The organism is Synergistaceae bacterium (assembly GCA_017540085.1).
In the GTDB taxonomy this organism is placed as follows: domain Bacteria; phylum Synergistota; class Synergistia; order Synergistales; family Aminobacteriaceae; genus JAFUXM01.
This window is the reverse complement of record JAFYBQ010000030.1, coordinates 64,793-86,351: the sequence shown is the minus strand read 5'-3', so window position 1 is coordinate 86,351 and position 21,559 is coordinate 64,793. Positions and strand designations below refer to the sequence as shown.

Here is a 21,559-nt window from a genome sequence, read left to right as displayed (position 1 = left end):
TTGAATCATGGAAGCATTATCACACATGGCCGTAATGATTCGCGAACCGTGGCTGATTGCCCTTGTCGCGGCGGGAACATGCGCGGGGGTATATGTCGGTGCGATTCCGGGGCTGTCGGGAACAATGGCGGTATCGCTCCTTGTGTCGTTCACGTTCGGCTGGGAACAGCATATGGCACTAGCGGTGATGGTAGGCGTTTATGTCGGGTCAGTTTTCGGCGGCTCACGTTCTGCGATACTGCTGAACATTCCCGGCGCACCTGCTGCGGTTGCAACTGCTCTTGACGGTTACGCGCTGGCCAAGAAAGGCCGGGCGGGTGAAGCTATGGGACTCGCTACGTCTCAATCAGTCATCGGGACTCTATTGGGTGTTCTTGCGCTTGCTACGTGCGCTCCTCTTGTTGCAGGCATAGCCCGTAACTTTCACTCAATCGACTACCTTATGTTATCGCTTATGGGCTTAATGATGGTCGGCTCATTGTCGGGGCGTTCTGTGAGGTTCGGACTCATTGCGGGGTGCATAGGGATATTCTTGGGCTGTGTCGGTGTTGACGGACAGACAGCGATCAAGCGATTCACATTCGGAATCGTGTACCTTAATTCGGGCGTTGATTACGTTGTGGCGATGATAGGACTTTTCGGAGCGTCTGAGGCACTGAGTCAAATCACCGACATGAAAGCAACTCCCGTAAAGCAGAGAGTCGACAAAATTTTGCCGTCATGGGCTGAGTCAGCAAAATATTTATGGCTCACAATAAAGTCATCAATAATCGGCGTGTTAGTGGGAGCATTGCCGGGTGCGGGCGGAGATATTGCCGCGTTACTGAGCTACGATCAGGCAAAAAGGAGCGTCAAGAAGCCCTCTGCCCCGTTCGGAAAAGGAGCTGTAGAAGGAATAATAGCACCCGAATCCGCGAACAATGCCGCCATAGGAGGAGCGTTTATCCCAATGCTGACTCTTGGCATTCCCGGCGACGCTGTTACGGCGGTGCTAATCAGCGCACTAACGATACACGGATTGCGCCCCGGTCCGAATCTCATCTCACAGACTCCCGATTTATTCTGGCTGATTGTGGCGAGTCTGCTTGTAGCGTCATTCTTCCTGTTAGTTTTCGGGCTGACGGGGATTAAGGCGTTCACGAAAATTGTTGAAGTCCCGAAAGGAATCCTAATGCCCACGATATTAATACTCTCGGTAATCGGAGCATACGCAATCCGCAACAGCGTGTATGATATTCTGTGGATGTTCGGATTCGGGATAATAGGATACTTCCTCAAGCGGTTCAATTATCCGATAGCACCGATAGTACTGGGAGTGATTCTGACTCGTCTGTGCGAGGAAAATTACCGGCGTGGAGTAATGCTTCAGGGCGGCTCAGTGATGGGCATGTTAGGCAGCATATTCACGAGCTATATATCGATCGCGCTGTTTGTGCTTCTCGTTGTGCTTTTTGTGACTCAGACAGAGGGCTACAAGCACTGGCAGGCCAAACGCCGCGGGGAAAATTAACCGTCTCAGAAAGAGAATCCCGGAAGATTCGCGGAGAGTCTCCGGGATTTTCTGCGGGACTACAATTCTTCTTCCTGAAGCATAAGGTTGAGGATTTCCTGCTTTTTCGCGTCAAGCATTCTCCCCCACGCCTCAGAATCAATGAAGCCATCCCCGCTTCCGTCATCAGAATCAGCGATCCGCCAAAAGTCATGGCCGATGAATATTCCCGGGTAGTTCGGCAGGACAATATCAGCCTTCATATTTCTGACCTTGTCGATGCTTTCGAGGTAAATATCGCGGACTGACAGAGGGATTCCGACTTTCGAGAGATTATCACGCGCAAGGAATGTAGAGCCTATTCCGCCGTGATGGGCGCATGTGAGACTCTTCCCTTTGTGATTAACGTCAAAGAATAGTGAGGTTGTTCCGGGAGTGTGGCCGGGACAGTGTACGGGCTTTATGTGAACGCCGCCGAGATCTATTGCGCCGCTGTAGTCGTAGTAGTTTGTGATTGGGAAATCGGGAACGTGATCCTCGAACATAATCATGTCCCTTCTGTCTGTGAAGAAAAATGCGTCATGCTGTCCGAGCCATATTTCACAGCCGCTTATGTCGTGAATTGCTTTCGCGCCTCCGCATTTGTCGTAATGCCCGTGAGTGATGAGAAGTTTGCGGATATTCGCCGGGTCAAAGCCGAGAGCCTTTATACTGTCAATCAACATGCTTACGGTCTCGTTCATTGTGGCGTTGATGAGGAGCAGCCCTTCTTTTGTGTCGATGAGGTATGACGAAACCCAGTCATTTCCGACATAGTACACATTCTCTATCACATGGAACGGCCTGTGATAAAGCAGCCGGGGATTCTTCATCCAATGGGCAATCTTTTCGCCGAAAGTAAGAAACATAGTGCCGCCTTCTTCCGTGTAAATATTCGCCTGTTTTCGCGGAATGCAGATAAATATAACAGAATATTTTTTGCGCCACAAGCGCGGGGAAATCTTCATGTCAGATACAATTCAGAGTCTTCCGCTGATGATTAACATGAAAACGTGAAATATTTACAGCTCCCGAAATTGAATTAAGCGCACTTATCACATAAAATTTACTCACGCAGAAAAATCACAATAACCCAAAACAAAATAAGGAGGTAATACCTTCATGGCAGAAAACATAAGGCACGGTGTATCACCCATCACCGACTATGACATATTCCTGTTCAAGCAGGGAACGCATTACCATCTGTACGAAAAGATGGGAGCGCAGAAATTCACAGACCCTTCCGACAACGCCGAGGGAGTCGCGTTCAGTGTGTGGGCGCCTAACGCGCAGGCAGTCAGCGTAGTGGGCAACTTCAACGGATGGAACACGGAGTCCCATCCTCTTGCAGCACGCTGGGACGGCTCCGGAATATGGGAAGGGTTCGTACCGGGCTTGCAGAAATGGGAGCTGTACAAATTCTGCATAAAGAACTCTCACGGAGAAATCAAAGAGAAAATGGATCCGTTCTGCCGTGCGTTTGAGCTTCCGCCGAGAACGTCATCAATAACTCACTGGCCCGAATACGAATGGGGCGACTCCGAATGGCTCGCACACCGCGGGGAAAAAATGAACTTGTCCGCGCCCCTCAGCGTTTACGAGGTTCACATGGGATCATGGCGCAGGCACTGGGATGACGGGCTTTCCCTCTCGTATCGTGAGATGGCCGATGAGCTTCCCGCATACTGTGAGGAGATGGGCTTCAACGCGGTAGAGTTCCTGCCGTTAATGGAGCATCCTTTCTACGGGTCATGGGGCTATCAGACACTGGGATATTTCGCGCCGACATCCCGCTACGGAACGCCGGAAGATCTGATGTACCTTATTGACTCGCTCCACAAGAAGAATATTGCGGTAATCCTCGACTTTGTTCCGAGCCATTTCCCGACTGACGATTTCGGCCTCGCACGCTATGACGGCACAGCACTGTACGAGCATGAAGACCCCCGCAAGGGCTATCATCCCGACTGGGGCAGCTACATCTTCAACTACGGGCGCAACGAGGTGCGGAGCTATCTCATCTCATCGGCGGCGTTTTGGATTGACCAGTACCACGCAGACGGACTCAGGATCGACGCGGTAGCCTCAATGCTGTATCTTGATTATTCCCGCAAAAATGGCGAATGGATACCGAACATCTACGGAGGCCGGGAGAATCTTGAGGCAATTTCACTCCTGCGCGACATGAACAGCGAGCTTTTCGGGCGTTTCGGGAACATTCAGACGATCGCGGAAGAGTCTACTGACTGGCCTATGGTAACCCGTCCTGTATTCCTCGGCGGACTCGGTTTCGGCATGAAGTGGAATATGGGATGGATGCATGACACGCTAGACTATATGAGCCTTGAGCCTGTCTATCGTTCGTGGCATCAGAATCAGCTCACGTTCTCGATATGGTACGCGTTCAGCGAAAACTTCATGCTCCCGCTTTCACATGATGAGGTCGTTCACGGCAAAGGCTCCCTCATCAACAAGATGTCCGGCGACTGGTGGCAGAAGAGAGCGAACCTGCGACTCCTTTACGGCTACATGTGGGGTCATCCGGGGAAAAAGCTGCTGTTTATGGGCAGTGAGTTCGCGCAGGGTCTCGAATGGAATCACGACTCGGCGTGTGAATGGCAGCTGTTGCAGAAGGAAGACTTCCGCGGGATTCAAGACTGGGTGAAGGATCTCAATGCGGCGTACAAGAAATATCCCCCGCTTTATGAGCTTGACTTTTCGCCGGAGGGCTTCAGGTGGGTTGACTGTTCTGACTGGCAGCAGAGTGTCATTGTGTGGCTGAGGAAGGGAAAAAGCGATGACGAGTACATACTCTGCGCGGCAAACTTTACGCCCGTTCCGAGATTCGGCTACAGGGTAGGAGTCCCCCGTGCGGGATTCTGGCGCGAGATACTCAACAGCGACGCAACGAAATACGGCGGTTCAGGACTCGGCAACTGCGGAGGAATGGAGGCCGAAATGAAAGAGTGGGAGAATATGCCCTACTCAATGCCGCTGACACTGCCCCCGCTGGGAATTGTGATGTTCCACTTCACGACAAAGCCGGAGCAGGAATAACGGAGAAATATTGCGTCCCCCCTTGCGTTTTGTGAGGGGGGAAATTTTTGGAGAGGTGAATAATTATGCCCGGACTTGAGACGGTTGAAGAACTGCGCGATGAGATAAAGCTGACTGTTGATTACATTCCTGAAGAGAAATTGACGGAAGCATTAATTTACCTTGAGAATCTTTTAGAGTTCAACGAGAAAACAAAGCGCGATTTAATTGAGGCTATGGACATGGATAACCTTTTAGGGCCATATGAAAGTTTTGCTGAAATGGTGCAGGACGCATTGAGCTGTGAAGATGATGAAGAAAAGAAAATACACTGTACGCACGTCCAAGCGGTATAGGCGCGAGCTGAAAACGGTACTGAGCCGGGGAAAAGATGACAGCAAGCTGGAAGAAGTTATTGACATTCTTGCTTCAGGCGATACACTTCCTCCGCGCTATGAAGATAACCCCCTGCACGGAAATTTTGAGGGGATGAGAGAATGCCACATAACTCCTAACTGGATTTTGTTTACCGAATTGACTGGAACAACCTAATCCTCGCCCTGACCCGTACCGGGACTCACTCTGACATTTTCGGAATATAATCACAATCCCCCCTGCTATTATGTGAGGGGGGGAATTTTTTTGACCTATAATATTAGCATTCACAAAACTTTCACAGGGAGTCGATTCAATGAAGATAATCATCAAAATCATATTCGGAGTCGCGATAACCGCCGGAATATGTTACGGCCTAAGCGAGTTCCGGCAATCCCAAACGCCCGAACCACAGCCCGAAATTGTCAGGCCGGTGCGGACAGTAACACTCACGGGCGGCCATGACTCATTCACACGCAGGTATTTCGGCACAGTACAGGGAAGCAGGCGGGCGGATCTCTCGTTCAGAGTCTCAGGCACATTAAGCCGTATCAACGTCGAGAACGGAGCCAGCGTAAAGCGCGGGACTCTCCTCGCAACGCTTGACCCCCGCGACTTCAACACGAGAATCTCTCAGGCTCAGAGCGCACTTTCACAGGCTCAGGCACAGCACAAGAACGCAGAGGCCGATTTCAGACGCTACGAGAATCTCTACCGGCAGAAAGTCATAGCACGGGCGCAGTATGAATCCTACAAGACTCATGTTGACGTGGCAAAATCCGCAGTCGACTCAGCCCAGGCTAACCTCAAAGCCGCCCGCGACTCCCTCCGCGACACAGAGCTTCGCGCACCCTTTGACGGCGTTATAGCCTCGCGGACTGTCGAGAATTTTCAGGACGTTACAGCAAAGCAGACTATTTTCACGCTGCAGGACTTGTCATCGCTTGAGATAGTCTTCAACATTCCCGACAATGACGTTCTAACCGCCCCGATTCCGAAAGTACACAGCATTCAGGACCTCAAATCACACGCGCAGGATTTCACGCTCAACGCAAGATTCGACGCGATACCCGGAAAAGTCTTCCCGCTGTCCATAAAGGAAATCGCAACGCAGGCCACAGCCGCAAATACTTACCCCGTTACAGCCGTTATGCCTCATCAGGACTCAATACGAATCCTTCCGGGAATGTCCGTAACTGTCGCTGTAGATTTCGCGCCGGACAAATCATCGGAGGAGGGGAAATTCTCTGTCCCTCTCACGGCAATACGCAATGAGGGCGGGAATAATTACGTATGGCGGTACGCTGTCGGGCAGGTCTCAAGAGTCCCCGTTAATGTCGGGCAGATCCATGACGGCGGATATGTCGAGATTGACGGCGATACACTCAGCGGCGGCGATGTGATTGTTACGGCAGGGGTATATTTCCTGCATGAAGGGCAAAAAGTCAGGCTCACGGAGGATTAGCGCATGGACATAGCAAGAGAAAGCATAAAGCGTTTCAGAGTTGTTATATTCCTCTGCCTTATGACACTAATCGGCGGGGTTATGGCATATTCCGAGATAGGGAAACTTGAAGACCCTTCATTCACGATAAAAACAGCCGTTGTAAGCGCAGTGTACCCGGGCGCAAGCGCGTATGAAGTCGAGCAGGAAGTTACATCGCGGCTTGAGGACGCAATTCAGGCAATGGGCGAAATAAAGCATATCCGCTCGCGTTCGACTCCGGGAATGGCAATAATTTATGTTGACATTAAGGACGAGTACACATCAAACGAGCTTCCGCAGGTTTGGGACAAGCTCCGGCAGAAAGTCAATGACGCTCAAATCTACATGCCTTCAGGGGCAACGGTAATCATCAATAACGATTTCGGCGAGGTCTACGGGCAGTATTACGCGCTTATAGGGGACGGCTACACAATGAAGGAGCTTTACGACTACGCGGACTTCCTCAAGAAAAATATCGTCCTCGTTCCTGAAGTCGCAAGCGTGAAAATTTTGGGAGAACAGACAGAGGCAATATACATAGAGTTCTCAGCAAGCAGAATGTCAGCCCTCGGAATTTCGCCGTTATTGGTATTCGCGGCACTGACTCAGCAGAATATGTTATCGTCAACAGGAAATATCACATTAGGCGACAGGTACATACGAATATCACCTACAAGCGGGATACTTGATGTTGATGATATTGATGACCTTGTTATAGGCGGCTCAGGCGGAAATCTCACAAGGCTGAGTGAAATTGCGACAGTGAGGCGTGATTATGCTGTCCCGCAAAGTTTCAGGCTGAAATTTAATGACCGCCCCGCGCTGGCTATCGGTATTTCAACAGTCGCAGGGGGGAATGTCGTCAACATGGGCCGGGCAGTGTCGGCGCGACTCCGGGAGCTTGAAGCATTCCGGCCTGTAGGGATTGAGCTTGAGCCGATATATTTGCAGTCAGAGCAGGTAACAAAATCAATTGGCGACTTCATCATTAACCTTCTCGAATCGCTTGCCATTGTCGTTGGAGTGCTGCTTGTGTTCATGGGTCTGCGCTCCGGGCTGATTATCGGTCTCGTGCTGTTGATTACGGTAGCCGGGACATTCGTCATCATGAACTACTGCGGAATAACATTGCAGATTGTCTCACTTGCCGCCCTGATTATCGCGCTGGGTTCGCTCGTGGACAACGGGATTGTTGTTGCTGAAGGAATGCTTGTAGGCTCACAGCGGGGAATGTCGATAGATGACGCGGCTTCAGACTCTGTTGAGGGGTCAAAATGGGCTATGCTCGGCGGGACATTTATCTCGGTTCTTGCGTTCGCGCCTGTCGGACTGTCGAAAATGCAGGCGGGTGAATTTCTGCGGAGCCTCTTTCAGGTCGTATTAATCTCCATGATGTTAAGCTGGGTAATGGCACTTGTTGCCGCTCCCGTTCTCGGTAAAGCCCTCCTCAAGCCCTCAAAGCAGGAAGGAGACCCCTACGGCGGATTTCTGTTCCGCGCTTACCGTGCGTTGCTTGAAGGGTGCCTGCGTCATAGGGTGCTGACTCTCGGAATTGTTGCGGGAATGTTCGCGGTGTCAATGTATATCTTCACGACAATGGATACATCATTCTTCCCGGACGCTGAGACGGTGTATTTCAACATTGATTTGTGGTCTCAGGAAGGAACATCAATTGAGGCGCAGGAGTCTCGGACTCAAAAGCTGGCCGACTATATAGCCTCACAGCCTGAAGTGAAAAACGTCTCGCAGTTCATCGGCGGAGGGGGATTGCGTTTCATGCTGACATATTCCCCGCCTGAAGGAAACACCGCATTTTCGCAGCTGATGGTAGAAATGAAAGACGCGAAAGACACACGGCAAATTCTGCTGAAGACTCAAGCCTACATCAATGACAGAATGCCGGAAATGTCCGGGCATTGCAGGCTCTTTGCGAGGGGAAGCGGAATGTCCGAGAAAATCGGAGTCAGGTTCTACGGCAATGACCCCGAAATTCTGCGCGGACTGGCTGAAAACGCCCGGCGGATAATGGAGAATGACCCGGCCTCGCAGTTTACCCGGCTTGACTGGCGCGAGAAAGTAGAAGTAATACGCCCGGTAATCATGAAGGATCAAATGCAGAGTCTTGGTCTGGGCCGTCCGCTAATCAACATGGCCGTTCAGACAGCGACAACGGGCTTCACTGTCGGGGCGTTCAGGGACGGGGACAAGTCATTGCCCATTTACGCCGCATTCATTCCTGAGGAGCGCAACAATATCGACCTCCTAAGCTCGCTCCTTGTGTGGTCGCCGACAGCAAACAGGGCGGTGCCTCTTGGAACTGTATTCGCCAAACTTGAGACTTCATTCGAGGACGGAATAATAATCCGCCGCGATAGAAGCAGAATGATTACGGCCATGAGCGAGGTTAAGCTCGGACAAAACGCCGACGCAATGATAGCCCGCATAACTCCCGCGATTGAGGCGATAAAGCTCCCGCTGGGCTACTCTCTCGAATGGGGCGGGGAGCACGAACTCTCAGACGAGTCCATAGCGGGTATGGCTGTGGCATTTCCGGCGGCGGTGCTGATTATGTTCGTGATAATGATTTTCCTGTTCAACGGATTCCGGCAGACGGTGATAATTTTCCTGTCGCTGCCATTGATATTAATCGGGATGGTAATGGGCTTGTGGCTCGCGGGAATGGATGTTAGCTTCATGGCCATTGTAGGATTATTGAGCCTTGTGGGAATGCTGGCGAAAAATTCAATCGTCCTTCTTGACCAGGTTAGCGCGGATTTCGCCGCGGGGCGCGACAAGTACGAGGCTATTGTCGAGGACGGAATATCACGCTTGAGGCCGGTGGCAATGTCTGCGCTTACTACAGTATTGGGAATGCTCCCGCTTGTGTGGGATGTAATGTTCGGGTCAATGGCTGTAACAATCATGGCCGGGCTTACGGTCAGCACAATACTGACGCTGTTATTTATCCCGGTGCTTACGGCTGTTGCGTACAATGTCCCCTGCCCGGATGAATAGCCGCCTGATATAATCCATGCAGGAAAGGAAAGTGTGTTCATATGAAGAATTTAGCGGAGAAAACGTACACAACTTCAAATTTCGCATGGCTTTATGACCCTGAAAATGAAGTGTCTGATGAGGAGAATGAAGAGATTCTGCGCGCTCTTGGGAGGCTCTCTGATGATGACTTGAAGACCGCAAGAAGCGAGATTATTTTTGTCTGATGAGACCTTTACGGATAATTTACAGAATAGTATTCAGAATAGAGGACGGCGAAATCGTAATAGTAAGCGTAATTCTTGCAGGCTCAAGAGGCGACATCTACAAGCATTTGCGGTAAACAGAAAAGGGAGACTCCCGAAAAAGGAATCTCCCTTCAATTTTTCCACGATACTAATATCCCGGAACGTAAACAAGCGCAGGAGTCCTCACCGTGTCAAGTGCTGAGTACTCCCTGTTGCGTACCTCGACTATGTATACATCTCTTGCTGACGGCCTGTGCAGTGTCGGCGAAATGTCAAGCACCTGATTCCCGAACGGTATACCCTGAGTCCGCGCAAGATTCTGCAGCAGCAATCCCCGCGGCATTCTGTCCACAGGCTGAGGCATTGCGTCAACAGCCCGCTTGAACCACTCGTAGAGAGCAATAGCCCTCCCCGCCGCAACTGTATCACTTACGGCCATAGCGCGAGTCCTCCACAACATTCGGCGCGTCTCAATGAAGCCTCCGAGAGTCGACAGAAGAACATTCTGATCCGCGAAAATCATCCCCCGGCATGACAGGTATAATTCGCTAGGCTCAGAGACATTCCAAAGCCGCCAGTTTGAACGGATACGCATGAAGTTCCGCCATATCTCACGCGCTCCCATGCTCCCAAGAAACGAAATCACTACCCCGGCTTCCTCGCCCTCGTAGCTTTCGATTTCCTCCGACATCATATAGTAGCTGTCCCGCGCTGACGCGTCCGTCCAGTAGGGCATGGGCATAAACCCGGCACTGTCGAGAAGGGCATAGCATATTTTCGCTTCCCTTTCCTGATTGACGGTGAAACGCCCCGCCGCAAGTGCTATGCGTTTGTTCCTGTCGTAAATTCTCCGCGCATACTCCGTGAACGCTCCGCACCTGTAATCCCTGTACATGTCAAGCGCAAATATATTCGTGATGGGACGGCCCCCCGAATCAATTAATACGTTCTCGCCCCCCGAAAGCATTAACGGCAAAGAAGCACCGCCGAAACGCGAGACTAGTATCTTGTCGGACTCTGCTGAGTTTGTGAAGCTCATCACTGCGGCTGTGTGAGGGTCATTTGCGGCAGACATTGACGGGAGGTCTTCACTTTCAGGCCAAAGGACAAATTTCACGTCATGGCCTCCGATTCCGTTACTGCTCTCGGAGATTTCGCGCTCGCACCAAGTTAAAGCCGTCTTTATGGACTTTCCCGGCTCTTTGTCCCAGCCTCCTGAAGGCGGCACAGCAAGGACATTCCACACCCAGTCATGCGCCCTTTCATCGGGGGGCTGAAGCGGGAACGCCCTTTCAGTTTTCGTTATGAGGCATAAAATTATTACGAGGAACGCGAGAATTTTACGCATGAATTTTCTGCGGGGGAATTATTTTTGGCGGGATAGCTGCTGTATTACGTCCTGTGTTATGTCGACTCCGCCGATTAACACAACGGCATTTGTCAGAACAAGCGTTAATTTCCTTTTGACGGCTATCTCCCTCACGGCCTGCTGGCAGTCCCTGTATATAGGTGCCATGAGTTTCTGCTCTTCCTGGGCAAGCTCCATCCTTTTGGCCTGAACTGCCTGCGCTTTTTTCTGCTGGTCTGTCTCTTTGTCGGCGGCGGCTTTGGCTTCGTTCTCTTTCTGCCGGTAAAGGTTCGCTATCTGCTGGCGCACTTCATTGAGTCTGGGATGGCTGTCGAGAATCATTCCCATGTCTACAACTCCGACAAAATCGGTCGTGGCAGGGACTGATGATGATGATGATGATTTCTTTGACGCGGCTGAAGCTGACATTGTGAAGCTGACTGTGAGAAGTGAGACTGAAAGCGCAAGCAAGATGATTTTCTTAAATGACATTACTGTAAAATTCCTCCTGTTTTATGTAAATCCGCGGTGCATTCTAACATTCAAACTTTGAGCGGAATAACGTAGAAATAACTAATTAATCCCTGCAAATGATATTGCGCTTCTCAAGAATTTTCATCAGAGGCACACCGACAATATAGCACGCTCCCGCCTCGCCCAGTCCCACGTAAAGACATGTCGCGATTAACGGCACATCAATTAGCACATGAAGCATTGCCCCGATGATTATCATGTTCGAGACTATCGGCCACAATGCCCCGATGTATATATTCGGAGATTTCCGCGTGAGAATGGCCGCGATTAGTGTCGCAAGACTCCCGAATATCATATCAGGAAGCCCGAAACCCCCGTAGAAATTCGCGAACACGCACCCGATTAACAGTCCCAGAATCGCTTCAGGCATGTAGAACGGCAGAAGAGTCAGAGCCTCAGACACCCTGCACTGAACAGGGCCATATGAGATCGGCGCAAGGAGTATCGTCAGAGCCGCATATACCGCCGCAATAATCGCGCCCCTTGCTATTTTCTTTGTGATTATGATTAGTCGCTCCTTACTGTGATTTTTATGTACTGTGATTTAGTGTTCCTGAGAAATTTTTCCGGCTCAAGAATTTTCCTGACGGCCTCAAGCGATTCACAGCTTACGTACAGAGGCTGTGAACTGTCCCCCGGATCCATCACGAATATTCCCGCGTCCGTCAATGAGCTGATTATATCATCACGCAGTTTTCCCCCGCTTGTTTCAATCTCGACAATATAGCCGTATGGAGGGAGCAGAAATTCCGCCCTCGCTCGCAGTTCGTCAGGGATAAAGCGAGTCCATCCCCCCGCGAGAAATTCCGCGAGCCTGAGTCCCTTTCTCCGCCCCTGAATGAGAATCTTCCGCCCGGAGTCATGAGTCCGCCCCCGCCAGTATGACTCGCACAATGCGCTGTAGACGTTATAGCGGTTATCGTGATTCATTCGCCACAATTCCGAGTCAATGTCAAGCCACGCAACTAATGACGGCTGAATCTCTCCGAGCAGGGCGAGTCCTTTCCCTGTCGACAGAAAAAGCCCGCGAACGTCTGAGACCTTCACACCGTCGACCAAAATATGAACGTCAGAAAAATATCTCCCGGCGATTTTCGCTAATGCCTCGATGCCCGGACGTTTCCCGACAAGAAGATGATACCCGCATTTCTCGCAGGCTTCCGGAAGAGTCCGAATCATTCCGCAACGCCTGCACTTTAGCATAGCGCCGTCATTCCGGGACTGCATTATTCCTCCGCATTTGGGACATTTGACGGTCTCCCCGCAGTTTTCGCAGAAGACTTCAGACGACTCGCCCGTTCGGTTCAGAATCCATACTACATTGTTCCCCTTGCCGATTTCGATGTGAGTCCGGCTCGTGAGAGTGAGAGTCAGCGGAATATTGCCCTCAATGCCGGGTAATTCCTCCATTCGCGAGCGGTTAATGTCAGCAAGGATAATATTACGGCGGTCAGGCTTGACGGTCTCGCGGGGATGAGCGCGGGCAAACGTCTTCAGCGAGGGAATACGCCCGGCTAATATCAGCTCGGATTGAAGGAACGCGGCGCGGTGTCCTGCGAGGCTTCTTGCGGACAAGTTCAGGGTGTAGGGGATAACGTGCGCGGGGCTGGATTCGTCCTCAACGATGATTTTTCCCGGCCTCAAAGGGGCGAACACTCCCCCCGGAGGAGCGATTACGATTCGCACATGGCCGGAATGAATCGCCTTCCACGTGTCGAAAAATTTCGGGCCTTTTTCTGCTGACTGCCACAAGACCGACTCGGCTTTGAGGGTCTCAGGAAGATTCATGAAGAACGATTTAGCGTCATCCTTCCGGGGAAATAGTATCAGCGTCCGAATGTCCGTATCAAGCTCGGCAAGAAAAAAATTAACCCGCTCTGCGTCAAACGGGTTAAAGTAATCTCTCTCGGTGAATCTTGCTGACTGGGACTCGTCTTCCGGCGGAGGGTCTAACTTTTCGCCCGTGAGGATTTGCGCCGGAAACGCGGCTTTGAGGGCGGACGACATTCCCGACATGCTGACATTCGCCGCCCATCTCGACAAGTCCCAAATATCACGGTCAACAGACATCACGGAGTCTATTATTCCTTCTACGGGCTTGGCCTTGACTCCGCGCGGAAGTTTCTTCAGGGACTCTCCGAGAATGAACCCGGCGTATTTCGTTTTCCTCACGTCAACAATTACCCTCGCGCCCGCGTCAATCTCTGAGTCAGTCTCATACGTCAGAGCGTCAATCCCTATTTCAGGCACAGCGACATCAACGAGCAATTATCCGCCTCCAAATGTCGAACGCTATATCTTCCTTCAGGCCGGAGAATGTAGCCTCTTCACCGTTTCGGGAAATTAGCGTTATTGTGTTCGTGTCAGTCCCGAAACCTTTAGCCGCGTCATTTGCGAGAATGTAATCAAGATTCTTGCGGGCTAACTTTTCGCGGGCGTTGGCTGTGATGTTGTCGGTTTCAGCCGCAAAGCCTATGAGAATCTGCCCGGCCCTCTTGAGCCTTCCTGCCTCTGCTGAAATGTCCGGGTTCTGCACTAATTCGAGGGTCAATGTATCCTTCCCTCCGCGTTTGAGCTTGTGCGGGGAAAATTCTTTCACACGATAATCACCGACAGCGGCGGCCTTCACGATATAGTCAGCCCACGAAATATTTTCCCTCACCGCCTCAAGCATATCACGCGCTGAAGTTACGCGGATAACGTCCATTCCGTAAGCGTCAACATCAACAGGCCCGGCAATCACTCTAACATTTGCGCCCATGTACCACGCTGAACGGGCAACGGCGAGTCCCATTTTCCCGCTTGAAGGGTTCGAGATGTAGCGCACAGGGTCAATATATTCATGAGTCGGCCCGGCTGTAACAAGAACATTTTTCCCGGCCATGTCGTGAACGCACAAAGCCCGGTGAATCTCGCGCATGATTTCGGCGGGTTCAGGCATTCTCCCGCGTCCTGAGTCCCCGCAGGCAAGCTCGCCGGATGACGGCTCAATGACTTTCACGCCCCGTGATTTGAGCGCGGAAATATTCGCCTGTGTCGCGGGATTGTCGTACATTGCTTCATTCATGGCCGGAAATATGAGCAGGGGACATCTTGCGGCTGTTACTGCTGAGGTTAGGAGATTGTCGGCGACTCCGTGCGCGATTTTTGCGAGGGTGTTTGCGGTGCAGGGTGCAATCACGAAAACTTCAGCCCATTGAGACAGCTTTATGTGAGGAATCGAGGAGCCGAAATCGGAGTCGGTGAAAACTTTTCGGCCTGAGAGAGTCTCAAGAGTCATAGGCGCAACGAAATTCCGGGCGGAGTCTGTCATGATGATTTCTGACTCGCTGCCTGATTTTGTGATGAGCCGGACTAATCCGGGAATCTTGTAGGCCGCTATGCCCCCGGTGATTCCGAGGAGAATTTTGCGGCCATGCTTCCAGTTTTGCATTATATTATCGGTTCGGGGGCGTTGAGGGGACTTTTGCCTTCTTCAATCTCAAGAAGTACATTAGAGATATACCGCTCGTTTGCGGGGTTAGTCTTGTCTGTAGCGTCCTCTTCACTTTCGCGCCGGGCTTCTGCGGCGACTTTGGCTGTAATCTCGTACTTGTTATCCGTTCCGCATTTCTCCGCGAGCCATTCAAGATCATAAAATTTCATGGGATATTCCTCCTTTGTTTTAACGGGCAATATTTTAGCAGAGGGACATTGATATAATTCTCATGAGACGCAGAAATTTCACCGCGAAAGCCAAGCAACGCAAGTATAATGGCAGAAATACATGGGCGTTATTGTTGCTCTCTGTTGAATGGAAATAATGAAGGGTATAAAGTGATGGGCAATACTGGATTTGAACCAGTGACCTCTTCCGTGTGAAGGAAGCGCGCTAACCCCTGTGCCAATTGCCCGAATGATTAACGCAGAAATTTTACAGCAATCAGATTTAATGTCAACAGGCTATGAAAAATTAGAATTTTCTGCTAACCTAACGCCAAATCCAAAAAGGGAGGAATTTTTTATCATGCCTCAGATAGTATTAATCCGTCATGGCGAGTCCGCTTGGAACAAAGAGAACAGATTCACCGGCTGGACTGATGTCCCATTGTCGGAAAAAGGAGTCGAGGAAGCCCGCTCCGCCGGAAAGCTCCTGAAAGCTGAGGGGTTCGCGTTCGATTATGCGTTCACGTCCGTGCTGAAGAGGGCAATCAAAACGCTGTGGCTTGTTCTTGAGGAAATGGACAGGATGTGGATACCGATTCAGCACTCGTGGAAGCTCAACGAGAGGCACTACGGAGCATTGCAGGGACTCAACAAGGCCGACACCGCCGCAAAATACGGAGATGCCCAGGTCAAAATCTGGCGCAGAAGCTACGACATTCAGCCGCCCGTACTCACGAAAGATGATGAGCGTTACCCCGGCCATGATCCGAGATACGCAGGACTCAGCGAGTCAGAATTGCCGCTCACGGAATGCCTTGCTGACACTGTAGCGCGTGTAGTCCCATACTGGCAGGAGTCAATAGTCCCCGCTGTAAAATCAGGGAAGAAGATTATCATCGCGGCTCACGGAAATTCACTGCGGGCATTAGTTAAGTACCTCGACAACATTTCAGAGAAAGACATTCTCGAACTCAACATCCCGACAGGAGTCCCGCTTGTTTATGAGCTTGACGACAATATGAAGCCCGTATCACACCGCTATTTAGGGGACGCGGAAGCAATCGCAAAAGCACAGGCCGCAGTAGCCTCGCAGGGAAGCGCGAAAAAGTAAGGAGGACTAATCAATGCACCTTTCAGACAGAATAAAGGCTCTCAAGATCTCGCCAATACGCCGGCTGATTCCCTACGCTGACGAGGCAAAAGCAAAGGGAAAGAAAGTATACCATCTCAATATCGGACAGCCCGACATAAGGACACCCGATGAATATTTCGAGGCTATCAGGAATTTTCACCCGCGAACAGTGGCATATCAGCCCTCACAGGGTATATTAGAACTCCGCGAGGCTATATCAGGCTACTACAAGGCGATGGGAGTCCCGTATGAGCCGGATGAAGTGTACGTTACGTGCGGAGGAAGCGAGGCACTTCAGTTTGTCGTGATGATACTTTGCGACCCGGGCGACGAGATTTTAGTCCCGGAACCGTTCTACGCGAATTACAACACGTTCGCGAAACTTGCGCTGGCAAAACTCAAGCCCATTCCCACAAAAGCCGAGACAGGATTCCACCTTCCGCCCGAAGACGTAATAGAGAGCCTCATCACCTCAAAGACCCGCGCATTCTGGGTATCACATCCCTGCAACCCGACCGGGGTCAGCTACACGCCGGACGAGATTCACACGCTGTGCCGTCTGGCAAAGAAGCACGACATCTTCATTATCGCCGATGAGGTCTACAGGGAATTTATCTACGAGGCGGGCGGCTTCATGAGTTTCGGGGCTGTCGAGGACGCAAGAGACCGCGTTATCATGGTTGACTCAGTGTCAAAAAGATTCAGTGCCTGCGGTGCGCGTATAGGCTGTATTGCCATAAAGAACAAGCCTTTTCTCGCTGAAGTCATGAAATTATGTCAGGGAAGATTGAGCGTCTCACATGTTGAGCAAGTCGGAGCCGCGGCACTTTACCGCACACCGAAAAGCTACCTTCAGGAAGTCAACAAAGAGTACAAAATGCGGCGTGATGTACTGTACAAAGGCTTGAAGGAAATTGACGGCGTTGTCTGCCACGAGCCTAAAGGGGCATTCTACACGATGGTGAAATTGCCTGTTGACGACTCCGAGAAGTTCATCATCTGGCTGCTGCAGAATTTCGACATCAACGGAGAAACGACAATGGCCGCCCCCGGAAGCGGATTTTACGCTGAACCCGGTTTAGGCTTGGACGAGGTGAGAATGGCATATGTCCTCAAGAAGGAAGACTTAGAGAAGGCATTGAACATCCTCAAAAACGCCCTTGCGGTTTACCCGGGCCGCGCTGAGGCGATAAAGGCATAATTACGAAATATTTTCCCCGCCTGAAATATGACGGGGATTTTTTTGCGCGTCAGTCAGAAATCTTCAGCAGTGAATCGCATCCCGTCTGCGAAAGAATTTCCCCTACTGTGTTATTGATGTCAGAAAGCCCGACTCCCTCCGCGCTGTTCTTGTGCATAATCATAAGCACCCGCAATCCCGCCGATGAAATATAGTCCAGCGAGGCGCAGTTGATTTTCACGGAGCTGATTTCGTGTTCCGCCCTGATTTTTTCCCAGAAGGCAAGCAATTCCGGCGCGGTGATTGTGTCAAGCCTCCCCGAAAGAGTGAGCGAGAGAATATCCCCGCTGATTTTTGCGTTAATGCCGAATTTTGTCCCCGCTGATGTGCCGCGTGAAGTCTCCGCGTTCCCCGAAAGTGTCAGCTTCCAGCATGCCGCGTGAGTCATGGCCTCTTTCACCGCTGTAACCTGTCCGGGCTTCAGGAGGGAATATGCGTTAAGCTCCGGCATATTGTCCGCGAATGTCAGCCGCTCAACATTGAAGCCGTGAGCCTCAAAAAACTTTATCCCCTTCCTTGCGGCCTCCTCAAAGTCAGAGCAGGCGACTCCCGGACAGACTGAGTTTCCGGTTTTTGACATTGAAGTGTCTGATTTCTGCTCAAGAATTGAGACTGTCCCGGACGGAGCACCGTATGATTTTCCGCCTGATAGAGCCTTTGACATGAGGCTGTGAGTCTTCAGCAGTTCGGGGTCAGACGTTAGCCAGCAGCCCCCGCGCCCTGAAAGTATTTTCCTGATGTTTTCCGTGAAGGCTTCAAGCTCGGACTCAGTGAAGTACATCATCAGCCCTTCAGTCATTATGCAGAGTGTTCCGTTAATGCCGTCAAGAGCCTTTGCGAGTGAGTCATAATTCGTAGCGTCAACAGCCGAAAATCTCACAAATTCCCGACTTCCCGCGCCGATTAACCGCATAATTCCCGGCTCTATTTCCTGTATCACTGCCGGAAGGTCTAAGCCTATGAAGCTTTTCCCTTTTCGTGCGTAAGTCAATGCCCTCGGAGTATATCCGCAGGGGAGATCAATATCAACATCACAGCCGCTTTTCTCGGCGAGCCTGCTCATAGTCCTGTATCGTGTCTCAAGCACGAGCATTGTTGTGATGACTGTGTCGGGCGTTGTCTTGTTCGTGTTCGCATTCTGCGTGCTGTCAAAGCTGAGTCCAAGCTCTGACGCGAGGAGCTTTGCGTCCCTGTCGCCTGACTCGCCGAGAAGGTACAGCGTAGATTTTGCGGTGTTGAATATCGGATTGGCGCGTTCCATAACGTCAATATTAACGCTGATTTTGTCCTGCCTGAAGAGATTATCCATGCAATTCACCTTTCTGTTACAGAAGTGATGATACTATCCTTACGCCCTCCATAGCGTCTTTGGCGTAGTAATCCGCCCCGGCGTAATTGGCCAGCTCAGGAGTCAGGACAGCACCCCCCGCAATGACTTTCACAGCGGGGCAGGACTCCTTCAGCTTTGTGATTGTCTCCTTCATGCTTGCGACGGTCGTTGTCATAAGCGCACTGAGGCCCACGACATTAGCACCCCGCGAGATTACAGCGTCAACGATTTTTTCCGGCGGGACATCCTTGCCCAAGTCAACGACATCAAAATTGTAGTTCTCGAAAATTGTCCGCACAATATTTTTGCCTATGTCGTGAATATCGCCGTAGACTGTCGCAAGAATCACAGGGCCTTTCGCTTTTCCTGCCGACTCTGCTTTGTCCATGTTCAGCGATAATACCTCAAACGCAGATTTTGCCGCCTCCGCTGACTTTATGAGCTGAGGGAGAAATAATTCCCCGGACTCGTAGCTTTTGCCGACAGAATCAAGCGCGGGAACGATATTATTCTCTATGATTTCGAGGGGTGTTGCTGACTTGAGCATTTCCCGCGTCATGTTTGCTGACTCGTCTTTGAGGCCGCGAATTATTGCGGATTGCAGAGCGTCCTGCGGCTTACCCTCCGAGTCGTTCCCCCCCTTAATCCCCCCTTTTGAGGCGTTACCCCCCTCCGTAAACGGTATCCCCCCTAAGTTAGGGGGGACACGGCTTGCCGAGAGAGGTGCTTCCTCCGGGTGCGACTCGCAGTAGGCTATGTAGTCTTGCATTTCCTGCTCACCGCCTGAAAGGAGATTCCACGCGCATAATGTCTCCTTCATGTCATTGTCGCCCGGATTGATGATTGCCCCGTCAAGACCGCTCATTATCGCAGCCATCATCATTGTGCGGTTCACAAGTGGCCGACGCGGAAGCCCGAATGAAACATTGCTCAGTCCCAGTACAGTCTTCACGCCTAACTCATCATGAACGAGACGCACAGCCCTTAACGTTTCGGGAACAAGTTTCTGCTGCGCCGAGGCCGTCAATGTCAGGCAGTCAATCAGAATATTACGGCGGGGAATGCCAATCGATTCGGCCATGTCGACAATAATACGCGCAATTCTGAGTCGGTCTTCTGCTGACTCTGGTATTCCGCTGTCGTCAAGCGTAAGCCCTAAAACACAGGCTCCGTATTTCTTTGCGACAGGGAGGACGGACTCAAGGCTTGACGGTTTCCCGTTGACCGAGTTCAATATAGGCTTGCCATTGCAGACTCTTGCGGCTGACTCTAACGCTATGGGATTCGAGCTGTCTATCTGTATCGGGAGATTCACCGCGCCTTGTATTTCGGTCAGTGCGTGAGTCAGTACGGCGGGTTCGTCAATGTCAGGAAGTCCGGCGTTAATGTCGAGGATGTCTGCTCCCTGCTCCTGCTGTTTTACGGCCTCAGAAAGCAAATACCCCGTATCGCCCCCGCGCAGTGCCGCCTGCAATTTCTTTTTGCCTGTGGGATTCAGACGCTCGCCGATTACGACAAACTTCCGCCCGAATGTTACAATTTTTGACGGCGAACACACTACAGTGTCATCCGGGACATTACGCTTTACCGCATGGCCGATTCTTTCTGTTACTGCATGTTTCATCACGGCGATATGCTCAGGAGTCGTACCGCAGCAGCCTCCGAGAATCACAGCTCCCATTTCAGCGAAACGAGTCGAAATCTCTGCGAACTCGCCCGGCTCAACGTCATAATGCGATTTCCCGTCATGCATAACAGGCAACCCCGCGTTAGGCTGAACCATCACAGGGACATGCGAGCAGGCGCAGAAACGTTCCACAATCGGCACAAGCTGCCCCGGCCCTAGTGAGCAGTTCACACCGAGAGCACTCACGCCGAGTCCCTCAAGAGCCGCCGTCATTGTCTCAGGACTCGCCCCGAAAAACGTCCGCCCGGATGACTCAAAGCTCATTGTCGCGAAAATGGGAAGATCAGAATTTTCACGCGCCGCAATCACAGCCGCTTTTAGCTCGTGCAAGTCGGTGAATGTCTCAAGCAATATCACATCACATAAATTTTTCCCGGCAATAACCATCTCTGCAACAGCATCGTATATCTCGCTGAATGAAGCATCGCCGGAAGGGTACATAACGCGCCCAGTTGAGCCAATATCAAGCGCGACAAGTGCCGGAGTCCCCGCTGTAATTTCGCGGGCTAATGTGAGTCCGGCCTGTATGATTTCTGTTACGGTGTGTGATGTGCCTTTGAGCTTGAAGCGGTTTGCGCCGAAAGTGTTTGCGGTGATGAAGTCTGCGCCTGCGTTCAAATATTCGCGGTGAATTGAGCGGATTAATTCGGGTCGAGTAAGGTTGAGGATTTCGGGAATCTCACGGAGCTTGAGTCCCCGCGCCTGCAACATAGATCCCATTGCGCCGTCAAAGAAGTATATTCTGCCATCGTCGAAAGTGAACATAATCGCACCCCCCTGTGAGTATGGGAGGCATTATATGACAAAATTCACAAGAAAAAGAAGTACCCCCGGTGTTCTGGGGGTGGGCTGGCTGCGGGATGCTCCGGATTATGTTTAGTCCAAGTCTGTTATAGTTGTTACAGTTGTTACCATTCTTGATTCTGTTACTTCTACCAGTGTCGTTACTTTTACTAAACGCCCCGATGTTTTCTGG

The 21,559-nt window shown here is 51.3% G+C and carries 18 protein-coding genes and 1 tRNA gene; 9 read left to right on the top strand and 10 right to left on the bottom strand.

From position 1 onward, the window contains the following. The first annotated feature begins 7 nt into the window (after positions 1–7). Complete coding sequence (locus IKQ95_06985; protein ID MBR4196435.1) at positions 8–1,510, top strand: tripartite tricarboxylate transporter permease; 1,503 nt, start codon at positions 8–10, stop codon at positions 1,508–1,510. A gap of 59 nt (positions 1,511–1,569) precedes the next feature. On the opposite strand, the gene IKQ95_06980 is transcribed toward IKQ95_06985, so the two are convergent. Next, a complete protein-coding gene (locus IKQ95_06980) occupies positions 1,570–2,397 on the bottom strand; it encodes an MBL fold metallo-hydrolase (GenBank protein ID MBR4196434.1) in 828 nt (275 codons plus the stop codon). Between the two features lie 253 nt (positions 2,398–2,650). Here IKQ95_06980 and glgB point away from each other — a divergent pair, with 253 nt between their 5' ends. From glgB to IKQ95_06950, 6 genes are all read left to right on the top strand, one after another. Beyond that, positions 2,651–4,585: a 1,4-alpha-glucan branching protein GlgB gene (gene glgB / locus IKQ95_06975; protein MBR4196433.1), complete on the top strand. Its 1,935-nt coding sequence runs from the start codon at positions 2,651–2,653 to the stop codon at positions 4,583–4,585. Positions 4,586–4,650: 65 nt separating this feature from the next. Continuing rightward, the gene (locus IKQ95_06970; protein MBR4196432.1) at positions 4,651–4,920 is read left to right on the top strand and encodes a hypothetical protein; all 270 of its coding nucleotides are present in this window, start codon (positions 4,651–4,653) and stop codon (positions 4,918–4,920) included. Beyond that, a complete protein-coding gene (locus tag IKQ95_06965) occupies positions 4,877–5,116 on the top strand; it encodes a type II toxin-antitoxin system YafQ family toxin (protein MBR4196431.1) in 240 nt (79 codons plus the stop codon). The genes IKQ95_06970 and IKQ95_06965 overlap by 44 nt, the downstream gene beginning before the upstream one ends. Before the next feature lie 139 nt (positions 5,117–5,255). After that, the gene (locus IKQ95_06960; protein MBR4196430.1) at positions 5,256–6,404 is read left to right on the top strand and encodes an efflux RND transporter periplasmic adaptor subunit; all 1,149 of its coding nucleotides are present in this window, start codon (positions 5,256–5,258) and stop codon (positions 6,402–6,404) included. 3 nt (positions 6,405–6,407) lie between these two features. Then, complete coding sequence (locus IKQ95_06955) at positions 6,408–9,440, top strand: efflux RND transporter permease subunit (protein MBR4196429.1); 3,033 nt, start codon at positions 6,408–6,410, stop codon at positions 9,438–9,440. 41 nt (positions 9,441–9,481) lie between these two features. Beyond that, positions 9,482–9,646 carry a hypothetical protein gene (locus IKQ95_06950; GenBank protein MBR4196428.1) on the top strand — a complete coding sequence of 55 codons (165 nt, stop codon included), beginning with the start codon at positions 9,482–9,484 and terminating at the stop codon, positions 9,644–9,646. Between the two features lie 169 nt (positions 9,647–9,815). Here IKQ95_06950 and IKQ95_06945 read toward each other — a convergent pair whose 3' ends face one another. The 7 genes from IKQ95_06945 to IKQ95_06915 all read right to left on the bottom strand — a co-directional run bounded on the left by IKQ95_06945 (position 9,816) and on the right by IKQ95_06915 (position 15,442). After that, positions 9,816–11,015: a hypothetical protein gene (locus IKQ95_06945; protein MBR4196427.1), complete on the bottom strand. Its 1,200-nt coding sequence runs from the start codon at positions 11,013–11,015 to the stop codon at positions 9,816–9,818. An 18-nt stretch (positions 11,016–11,033) separates the two neighbouring features. Beyond that, positions 11,034–11,507: an OmpH family outer membrane protein gene (locus IKQ95_06940; protein ID MBR4196426.1), complete on the bottom strand. Its 474-nt coding sequence runs from the start codon at positions 11,505–11,507 to the stop codon at positions 11,034–11,036. An 85-nt stretch (positions 11,508–11,592) separates the two neighbouring features. After that, positions 11,593–12,054, bottom strand: coding sequence for a QueT transporter family protein (locus IKQ95_06935; protein ID MBR4196425.1), 462 nt, complete (start codon positions 12,052–12,054; stop codon positions 11,593–11,595). Between the two features lie 2 nt (positions 12,055–12,056). Further along, on the bottom strand, positions 12,057–13,817 hold the full coding sequence (locus IKQ95_06930) for a hypothetical protein (GenBank protein MBR4196424.1): 1,761 nt from the start codon (positions 13,815–13,817) through the stop codon (positions 12,057–12,059). Beyond that, on the bottom strand, positions 13,807–14,982 hold the full coding sequence (gene coaBC / locus IKQ95_06925) for a bifunctional phosphopantothenoylcysteine decarboxylase/phosphopantothenate--cysteine ligase CoaBC (protein ID MBR4196423.1): 1,176 nt from the start codon (positions 14,980–14,982) through the stop codon (positions 13,807–13,809). The genes IKQ95_06930 and coaBC overlap by 11 nt, the downstream gene beginning before the upstream one ends. Beyond that, entirely contained in the window at positions 14,982–15,194 is a 213-nt protein-coding gene (locus IKQ95_06920; protein ID MBR4196422.1) for a hypothetical protein, read from the bottom strand. The genes coaBC and IKQ95_06920 overlap by 1 nt, the downstream gene beginning before the upstream one ends. A gap of 175 nt (positions 15,195–15,369) precedes the next feature. Beyond that, positions 15,370–15,442 (bottom strand) — tRNA-Val (locus IKQ95_06915). A 113-nt stretch (positions 15,443–15,555) separates the two neighbouring features. Here IKQ95_06915 and gpmA point away from each other — a divergent pair. Continuing rightward, entirely contained in the window at positions 15,556–16,305 is a 750-nt protein-coding gene (gene gpmA, locus IKQ95_06910; GenBank protein MBR4196421.1) for a 2,3-diphosphoglycerate-dependent phosphoglycerate mutase, read from the top strand. Between the two features lie 13 nt (positions 16,306–16,318). After that, entirely contained in the window at positions 16,319–17,527 is a 1,209-nt protein-coding gene (locus IKQ95_06905; GenBank protein ID MBR4196420.1) for a pyridoxal phosphate-dependent aminotransferase, read from the top strand. Between the two features lie 49 nt (positions 17,528–17,576). Here the strand turns inward: IKQ95_06905 and IKQ95_06900 are convergent, their stop codons facing one another. Continuing rightward, complete coding sequence (locus IKQ95_06900; protein ID MBR4196419.1) at positions 17,577–18,875, bottom strand: STAS domain-containing protein; 1,299 nt, start codon at positions 18,873–18,875, stop codon at positions 17,577–17,579. A 16-nt stretch (positions 18,876–18,891) separates the two neighbouring features. Beyond that, complete coding sequence (locus IKQ95_06895; protein MBR4196418.1) at positions 18,892–21,348, bottom strand: homocysteine S-methyltransferase family protein; 2,457 nt, start codon at positions 21,346–21,348, stop codon at positions 18,892–18,894. Between the last annotated feature and the right edge of the window lie 211 nt (positions 21,349–21,559).

Bases quoted from the DNA above. Each gene is read 5' to 3' on its own strand.
- glgB (MBR4196433.1), top strand. From the start codon at position 2,651: ATGGCAGAAAACATAAGGCACGGTGTATCACCCATCACCGACTATGAC.
- IKQ95_06980 (MBR4196434.1), bottom strand. From the start codon at position 2,397: ATGTTTCTTACTTTCGGCGAAAAGATTGCCCATTGGATGAAGAATCCC.
- IKQ95_06960 (MBR4196430.1), top strand. From the start codon at position 5,256: ATGAAGATAATCATCAAAATCATATTCGGAGTCGCGATAACCGCCGGA.
- IKQ95_06970 (MBR4196432.1), top strand. From the start codon at position 4,651: ATGCCCGGACTTGAGACGGTTGAAGAACTGCGCGATGAGATAAAGCTG.
- IKQ95_06945 (MBR4196427.1), bottom strand. From the start codon at position 11,015: ATGCGTAAAATTCTCGCGTTCCTCGTAATAATTTTATGCCTCATAACG.
- IKQ95_06965 (MBR4196431.1), top strand. From the start codon at position 4,877: ATGAAGAAAAGAAAATACACTGTACGCACGTCCAAGCGGTATAGGCGC.
- IKQ95_06905 (MBR4196420.1), top strand. From the start codon at position 16,319: ATGCACCTTTCAGACAGAATAAAGGCTCTCAAGATCTCGCCAATACGC.
- IKQ95_06900 (MBR4196419.1), bottom strand. From the start codon at position 18,875: ATGGATAATCTCTTCAGGCAGGACAAAATCAGCGTTAATATTGACGTT.
- gpmA (MBR4196421.1), top strand. From the start codon at position 15,556: ATGCCTCAGATAGTATTAATCCGTCATGGCGAGTCCGCTTGGAACAAA.
- IKQ95_06895 (MBR4196418.1), bottom strand. From the start codon at position 21,348: ATGTTCACTTTCGACGATGGCAGAATATACTTCTTTGACGGCGCAATG.
- IKQ95_06985 (MBR4196435.1), top strand. From the start codon at position 8: ATGGAAGCATTATCACACATGGCCGTAATGATTCGCGAACCGTGGCTG.
- IKQ95_06920 (MBR4196422.1), bottom strand. From the start codon at position 15,194: ATGAAATTTTATGATCTTGAATGGCTCGCGGAGAAATGCGGAACGGAT.
- coaBC (MBR4196423.1), bottom strand. From the start codon at position 14,982: ATGCAAAACTGGAAGCATGGCCGCAAAATTCTCCTCGGAATCACCGGG.
- IKQ95_06940 (MBR4196426.1), bottom strand. From the start codon at position 11,507: ATGTCATTTAAGAAAATCATCTTGCTTGCGCTTTCAGTCTCACTTCTC.
- IKQ95_06955 (MBR4196429.1), top strand. From the start codon at position 6,408: ATGGACATAGCAAGAGAAAGCATAAAGCGTTTCAGAGTTGTTATATTC.
- IKQ95_06950 (MBR4196428.1), top strand. From the start codon at position 9,482: ATGAAGAATTTAGCGGAGAAAACGTACACAACTTCAAATTTCGCATGG.